The 6,192-nt window shown below is 35.5% G+C and carries 8 protein-coding genes; 2 read left to right on the top strand and 6 right to left on the bottom strand.

Annotated features, from left to right (window positions below; all coding sequences use genetic code 11):
* The 4 genes from EKL98_RS15105 to EKL98_RS15090 all read right to left on the bottom strand — a co-directional run.
* The coding region (locus EKL98_RS15105) for a hypothetical protein (RefSeq protein ID WP_126563049.1) at positions 1-435 on the bottom strand (435 nt) is incomplete at its 3' end.
* Positions 436-535: 100 nt separating this feature from the next.
* Positions 536-1,195: a P-loop NTPase family protein gene (locus EKL98_RS15100; protein ID WP_126563048.1), complete on the bottom strand. Its 660-nt coding sequence runs from the start codon at positions 1,193-1,195 to the stop codon at positions 536-538.
* A complete protein-coding gene (locus tag EKL98_RS15095; protein WP_126563047.1) occupies positions 1,179-2,036 on the bottom strand; it encodes a transcriptional regulator in 858 nt (285 codons plus the stop codon). Before EKL98_RS15095 ends, EKL98_RS15100 begins: the two co-directional genes overlap by 17 nt.
* Positions 2,037-2,185: 149 nt before the next feature.
* On the bottom strand, positions 2,186-2,473 hold the full coding sequence (locus EKL98_RS15090; RefSeq protein WP_126563046.1) for a helix-turn-helix domain-containing protein: 288 nt from the start codon (positions 2,471-2,473) through the stop codon (positions 2,186-2,188).
* 492 nt (positions 2,474-2,965) lie between these two features.
* On the opposite strand from EKL98_RS15090, the gene EKL98_RS15085 reads away from it, so the two are divergent.
* On the top strand, positions 2,966-3,277 hold the full coding sequence (locus tag EKL98_RS15085) for a hypothetical protein (RefSeq protein WP_126563045.1): 312 nt from the start codon (positions 2,966-2,968) through the stop codon (positions 3,275-3,277).
* Between the two features lie 60 nt (positions 3,278-3,337).
* On the opposite strand, the gene EKL98_RS15080 is transcribed toward EKL98_RS15085, so the two are convergent.
* Positions 3,338-4,978, bottom strand: a complete 1,641-nt coding sequence (locus EKL98_RS15080; RefSeq protein WP_126563044.1) for an AraC family transcriptional regulator — start codon at positions 4,976-4,978, stop codon at positions 3,338-3,340.
* A 424-nt stretch (positions 4,979-5,402) separates the two neighbouring features.
* Between EKL98_RS15080 and EKL98_RS15075 the strand changes: the two genes are divergently transcribed.
* A complete protein-coding gene (locus tag EKL98_RS15075; RefSeq protein ID WP_126563043.1) occupies positions 5,403-5,645 on the top strand; it encodes a hypothetical protein in 243 nt (80 codons plus the stop codon).
* A gap of 77 nt (positions 5,646-5,722) precedes the next feature.
* Here the strand turns inward: EKL98_RS15075 and EKL98_RS15070 are convergent.
* A partial coding sequence (locus tag EKL98_RS15070; protein ID WP_199740714.1) for an RteC domain-containing protein occupies positions 5,723-6,192 on the bottom strand: 470 nt, incomplete at its 5' end.

Below are 6,192 nucleotides of genomic sequence, written 5' to 3'. Positions count from 1 at the left end.
TAAAAAAACTACAATGTCTAACTTATGTGATAATTCATGATACTCAACAGGTAAAAATGTGAGTTCGCTGGCTTTTAGTGTAATCTCATGGAAGATGTATGGATCGTCAAGACCATTCATAATTTCGTAAATTCTTTCGGTTGGTTGGATGAATGCGGTGAATTTCCAGGTTTTCAATTGTGGTGCATTGTCGACTAAATCAATTACGTGATTAAAGTATTCTGGGTTGCCGTTGGCGGTTAAAATTAGCTCGCATTTTCCGTTGGCGGTTTTCGGATATACAATCATAAAGTCAATTTCCTTGCAATAATAACCGAGGTTTTTGTTTATCCAAAAGCTGATGTGTTTTTGGTTTTTAGGGGTTTCGTTGATGAGGTTTTTGATGGTTTGATTGTTGTCTTGGAACCAGTTCCAGAAAGTGTTGATTTTTTTCATGATAGAAAAGTTTAAGGTTTAAGGTTTGAAAAGTTTAAAGTTGCTTCTCGATACAATTTTTACGCAAAGTGATAAGATTGCTTCGTTCCTCGCAATGACTTTATCGTTTGTCTTTCGTTCTACTATCAAATGTTATCAAATTGAACATTTGTCGCATTCTGGAGCGGAGTCGGTTGCCGTAGTTGTTTTCGATTTCGGAGGCGGAAAGGTTGGTGGTGATGTGCGTGACGGATTTGTTTTCGACAAATTGTTCGTATCGGCTTATTAGTACTTCAGCCATGACGTTACAATCATTCCCGAAGTGCTTTATTTGCTGTTCGGCACCCAAATCGTCAAAGCAATAACCGGTTAGTTTTGATTGATTGGCTTGCTTTAGCGTGTAGCAGTTGATGGCCTCAAAGCCATTTTTGGCAAATTCAAACGAGACTTCCCTACATGTTTTGATTTTGTACTCAGACGCATGATAGGTAAAAGGACGTACTAAGTTCATCAGGGATGTTTTTCCGCAACCAATTGAACCTGATAATAGAATTCCTTTTGTTAAGTCTATATTTTGGTTCACGGCTGCATTCTGATCTTTTATCATATAAATCAACAATTTGTAGATGGTAGGGTAATCCATTTCGCTGATATGAAACGAACTTCCATAGGTTGTTTTTCCTTGGTTCTCTAGGTATTCGAGACATTTTTGGAAATTATACACTTTGAAACCTTTGTAGACCAAGAAGGTTTCATGGACTGATTTACAATGGTTCGTCATAGTTTTTTTGAGTTGCCGTGTGCAGGTGCATCGGTTTTGGTTGGGCGTTGTAATCGGTTTTTGGAGTGTTTGTTGCAAACTTAGCTGTGTTGAGCATCCAGTTTCTTGCTGCAGCTTTCCAATCTTTCATTTTTGTTTTTCCGCCTATGAGCCAACCGATGCTGGAGTAGTAATTGAAAAATTTATTGGCTTCTATGTGGGAGCTTTCCTTGAAAGAGAAGTATTCCAGTATCATTTCGAGTGATGGCACTGTGTTTTCAAAAAATAAATCGAGTTCAACAGCTTTTTCTTTTTTGGCGCAACTTTTTTCTTTTTTTTCTTTTTGATTTTTTAAAGGATTCAAATTTTGAACTGGTTGATTTATTAAATTTTTTTCTATATCTATTTTTGTATTGTTTAAATTGTTTTTAACTGTTTGTTTTTTATTATATATATAGAGCTGTTCATTTACCTGTTCAATGACTTGTTCATTTTTTGATTCGGTCAAATTGTGAACGGGTTCATTTTTTGAATGGGTTGAGTGTGGTATTTTTGAAATTGTTTTTTCTTTTTCAGAAAAATTGATCATAATGATGTTGGAGCAAGAGTGTGGATTGAATGTCGGATTGTATACCATAAACCCTAAAAGTTCTAATTCTTTCATGCATTTATGATATGTCGCTTTTGAATGGATCTTGCTGGCTTTCATGATTTCTTCCCGAGAAATGCCTGTTGGATTCTTGAATCGGTTTACGTTCCAACATTGGAAAAGTGCCAAATAGAGCGAAATGTGCGTTGGATTTAGGGTGGATTCATAATTGATTTTATTGAAAAATCCGGTGAGGTGTTTGATGTAGTTCATGAGATAGTGTTCAGTGTTCAGTTTTTAGTGTTCAGTTTGATTAACCACAAGTTGTAAGGAGTTAATGAGATTACTCCTCTAATTCGAATAAAGTCCTCTTGTCCTCCTTTGTCTAGGTTAGACAGATTGTTTGGTTACTTGTAATGACTTTACTTGAAAAGGGTAGGCTGGGCATTTACTTTATTTCCGTTTAAAAGTTTTTCAATGTCTGTTTGGTCGTAATACATAATACCACCGATTTTGGTGTAGGTGAGTGTGCCATTGACACGGAGGTTTTGTAAAGTACCGGGTGAAATATTCAGCAATTTTCGGACTTCATTGGATTTGAGCCATTTTTTGGGTTGCTCGTTTGTACCTTTAAGTATTTTTGTAATATCTTCTAATAGAGATTTACGGAATTCATAGAGGTCTGCTTTGGTAAGGATTTCGATTGCCATAACTTTCGTTTTTATATTGTTATGGTGCAAAATTGGTGGTATTGGTTGTTTTTATATCACAAGTGGTTCACAAGTTGTGAAAGAAAAAATGGTTTTTTATTTTGAAGTGGCTGTGGTTATTGACTTTTTTTAATAAAATATAAGGGTGGTCATAAGAAGTACGATTATGTTACTACTGGTTTTTTATTTGAAGAAAATTTTTACTTTTTTCCTTGATGAAAAAAGTAACAAAAAAATTAAGCCTGAAAATCAAAAGCTTGAAAACTACCTTGAAGCGCCGTTCCGCAGCTCGAGCCGTTCGTCCTTCTTCCTCAACTCGCGGACTGCTGCCACTTCACTTCCTCGTTGTTTTACTATGCTTTTTATTTAAGGGCGGTTAGAAGAGATTAATTGAATGTTTTGGTGTGTTACTGCTATTTTTCTCTTTGAAGGGAACCTGTTCTTTTGTCTTGATTACTTACGAGTTAATAATTTTTTGGAGTTCTTGAATCTTTGATTTCTAAAGAAGCAAAAAATATTCATGGTGCAATTACTGATTTTTGCTTTGAAGGGGGGAGCTTTTCTTTTGCCTTGATGCAAAAGAAACAAAAGATCAAGCCTGAAAATCAAAAGCTTGAAAACTACCTCGAAGTTCCGTTCCGCAGCCCGAGCCGTTCGTCCTTCGTCCTCAACTCGCGGACTGCTGCCATTTCACTTTTTCGTTGTTTTCTATGCTTTGTATTTAAGGGCGAGGAGAAGTGGAAGTTTATTTGGATTTTGCTCTATAACTCGACTCTAGGATCACTCCCTTCGGCCAACGCTTAATTCGTTAGCACGATTTTTGGAATGGTAACTATAAAGGACATTTCAGATGATGTCTTGTTATTATGAATGTTGTTGACTTCTTAATTTATTGATGAAGTAGGTGGGAGAGAGGCCTGTTTGATTTTTGAACGCTCGTGTAAAGATTTGTGTGGAACCAAAACCAGCTTCGTCACTTAATGACTTATTTTTGTAATTGCGGTATTTGTTTTCGTTTATGAGTAGTTTTATAATATGTTCAATCTTTAAATAGGTGATATATTCAACGGTTCCTTTGTCGCGGTAACGTGCAATAATTTTTGATACGTATTTCGTATTGGTGTTTAATAATAAAGCCATTTTTGCCAAAGTCATGTCTTTTTCGAGATACTTTTTATTGCGTTCAAATTTTTCGAGATTTTTAAGAATGGCGGCAATCACCTCGGGATTGATATCGAGTTCGGTTTCTTTACTGGTATTGTTTGAAACTAATGATCGGGTCGTTTCGGGTTTGCGATTCATCAATTCTTCAAATAATCTTTTATTTTTATAGTGTCTGTACACCAATACCGCTATGATTACTGTCATTATGGTAATTATAATGGTCCAGTAGTGTTCAATGTTTCTTTGAGTTTGAATTAAATTTTTTGTGTCGTATTCTTTGTGTATTTTCCCTGAAAGGTATTTATAATCCTTAATTAGCACTTGGTCTACTTTTGAAAGGGCTGTGACATAATATAACTCTAATTCTTTGTCGTTTTGTTGCTGATAATAATGAATTAATAGTTCGTAAGCTTCCCGTAAATCAGGGCGTATGTACTTTTGTTTTTGGAATGCTTCATCTATCTTTTTTAAGTAGGGTAATGCCTTTTCCTGCAATTTTAGAGCCCAGTAGCTTTTACCGATGTAAAAATAGGCCGTCGTTTCGTTTGTTAGATCTTTAGTTTCTTTCAAAGCAGGCAGTGCCTTCGTCAACTTCTTTATTGCGTCAGGATAATTGTGTTTAAAATACTGATTTACGCCTTCGGAATGGATGAAGTACGACTGCATTTCTAGGCTTTTAAAACGCTGTCCCTCACTTAGCCCCAGCTGATTCATCTGGTTGCATAACTTATATTTACCTATGCGGTTGTAAGAAAGCCCTAAAGAATGAAGTGTATTCAGATAGGCACGTTTATTTTCTTCCTTGAAATAGCTCAAACATTCTTTAAATAATGCTATTGCCTCATCGTAAAACCCAAGGTAATATTTGATCTGAGCAATGCCATATTTTACTTTGTGAATTTGGTATTGGTTGTTTGTCTTCGAAATGTATTCGTCTGCCATGATGTAGCTATCTAGTGCCTTCATGTGTTCTTTACGATCGTATTGGATAACCCCTTTCGTCATGTAGCCCGATCCGATTAATGCATAATCAGCTGTTTTTTTTGCCGCTGTCAACATACAATCGGCATATATAAGTTGTAGTTTTTTATCGCTTGTATAAATTAGGGCTTTATAGGATTGCGCCATTTGTCCGAAATTTTTCTCCCGTTTTGCCTTAGCTAACCATGATTGTGCATACAAACTTTCTTTGATACTGTCCTTTTCCTCGTAAAGTATGTTTTTACTAAAATATTCATAGTCTTTGGTTGAAAGACTGTCCGGGATAACAAAATTATTTTGTTGTGCATAAGCATTATAATGCAGACATAACCATATTATAAGTAAGTATTTTTTAGTCATATTTCTAAAAGATTGGGGAGCTTAGTGATTAAAAAACATAAGATTAATGTCTTTGAGACTGTATTTTGTAAAATAAATGTAGCTAAAATAATGTAATTGATTACAAGAATTACCCTGATAAAGGATTCTTTCGTTTCCTTGAGTTTAACTTACTGTTTATTTGGATTTTAGAGTAAAATGTAGTGTGTTCAATTCGGGAATTGCATATCATAGATTCCCGAATTGAACAGCTATTGGCTTGCCGGTGAGGAAAAGTGCCATTAGTTTTGCCCTGAATTCAAACGGTTTTGTTATGAGCAAAACCACCATCAAAATTGTTCAGATTATCCCGGGAGAAATGAACTGATTAAAAAGTAATCAGTAACATTTAAAAACATTATCAAAAATGAAAAAATTTTATTCAGGTTTTAGTACATTAATTTGTTTGGCCGTCCTTTTTGCACTTGCTTCCTGTACAACCGATAGTCCTCTTGTAGCGGGCGATACTGTAGGCAAGTCAGATATGAAGAACGAAAATCCTTATTATACTACCAAGAAGGGGGATACAGTGCTCGCTACGGAAAGTTTATCGACTAATACAGTTACAATGCAGGCAGATGAAACCGTTGATCCAGACTGGAAAAAGCTTATCACCCATTTTACAGGAACTACAAGGAGCAACGAGTAGTTGAATCCATGTTTAAGATAGGAGTTATTACAATCAAAGCTAGAAGGCTGCTCATTTTAGTGTGAGCAGCTTTTTTTTTAATTTTCATCTGCATCATCCATGCGGATTATTAGTTTGTTTTTGAGTGTATTCATAAATTTTGTCCTATCGGATTTCCTGTTGCGAATTTCCAGAAAAACCCTGTTGAATTGGCCCAATTCGATTTCTAAAGAAGACTCGAAAAAGGTTATGACTTCTTTGAGCCCTGTGGCTCCATTATTAAAAACGCCTTCTGAATGCAGTGCATAAATCAATTCTATAAGATCTACTTTTGACCCTGTCCATTTTAGACTTTTAGAGAGTTGAGAAGGTGATTGGATTGTTTTACTGCCTAATTTTTGGATTTGCTCTTCCAGAAAAACTTTAATCTCATCGTTGGCTAGTATTCGAGCCAATTTATAGTCATGGGAGGTAGTGAAGCGATGATCTGCTTGAAAATAAACACTGTCCATCATTAATTTAAGGTCGTATTTTTCGCGTATATAATATTTGCTATCGAGACAGTTGT

This window comes from Flavobacterium bomense (assembly GCF_003970355.1).
The sequence above is the reverse complement of the archived record's forward strand: the minus strand, read 5'-3'. Positions and strand labels throughout refer to the sequence as shown.

What these genes read in the sequence shown, in the direction of transcription:
- EKL98_RS15090 (WP_126563046.1), bottom strand. Translation starts at nt 2,473, where the DNA reads ATGGCAATCGAAATCCTTACCAAAGCAGACCTCTATGAATTCCGTAAA.
- EKL98_RS15080 (WP_126563044.1), bottom strand. Translation starts at nt 4,978, where the DNA reads ATGACTAAAAAATACTTACTTATAATATGGTTATGTCTGCATTATAAT.
- EKL98_RS15100 (WP_126563048.1), bottom strand. Translation starts at nt 1,195, where the DNA reads ATGACGAACCATTGTAAATCAGTCCATGAAACCTTCTTGGTCTACAAA.
- EKL98_RS15095 (WP_126563047.1), bottom strand. Translation starts at nt 2,036, where the DNA reads ATGAACTACATCAAACACCTCACCGGATTTTTCAATAAAATCAATTAT.